This is a genomic window from Mesorhizobium sp. M2A.F.Ca.ET.039.01.1.1, assembly GCF_003998035.1.
Taxonomy (GTDB): domain Bacteria; phylum Pseudomonadota; class Alphaproteobacteria; order Rhizobiales; family Rhizobiaceae; genus Mesorhizobium.
In genome coordinates this window covers 1-547 of the sequence record NZ_RZRY01001463.1, presented here as the reverse complement: position 1 = coordinate 547, position 547 = coordinate 1, and the positions used below count along the sequence as shown (strand labels likewise).

Here is a 547-nt window from a genome sequence, read left to right as displayed (position 1 = left end):
GGGCAAGGGAGGGCGCCAGCGCATTTTCAGGCGAAGTGGAAACCGGTTCGCCGTAAGAAAATGCGCCACGAAGCACTGCCGCAATCGGGCTCTTCTCCCCCGCGGAGAAAAGCTCATCCGACGGTCCGGACGAGGGGGCAATTTCGGTGGCCGCGATGGCCGATTTGATCAGGTATTCCATATCCGCGATCCTTCACGAGCGGAGATCTGTTCCACAAGCGAGCCTGGGCGGGCGACAGGCGCCCGCGCCGGTCGATCTGAGCGGTTCTTGCGAACGGCTCAGATCACGTAGGATCGGAGAGGCTCGAAGCCGTTGAAGGCGACCGCCGAGTAGGTGGTCGTGTAGGCCCCGGTGCCTTCGATCAGCACCTCGTCGCCGATGGTCAGCGACAAGGGCAGCGGATAAGGCGTCTTCTCATACATCACGTCGGCCGAATCGCAGGTCGGGCCGGCGAGCACGCAAGGCGCGGTCTCCGAGCCGTCATGGCGGGGGACCAGCGGGTAGCGGATCGCCTCGTCCATGGTCTCGGCGAGACCGCGCCTTGCG

1 protein-coding gene and 1 pseudogene are annotated in these 547 nt (G+C 64.7%); both read right to left on the bottom strand.

What is annotated here, in order from left to right; translation table 11 throughout:
* A partial coding sequence (locus tag EOA24_RS40460) for a hypothetical protein (RefSeq protein WP_133375094.1) occupies window positions 1-181 on the bottom strand: 181 nt, incomplete at its 3' end.
* 98 nt (window positions 182-279) lie between these two features.
* Window positions 280-547 (bottom strand): annotated as a pseudogene (locus tag EOA24_RS40455) (ornithine decarboxylase); the annotation flags it as partial.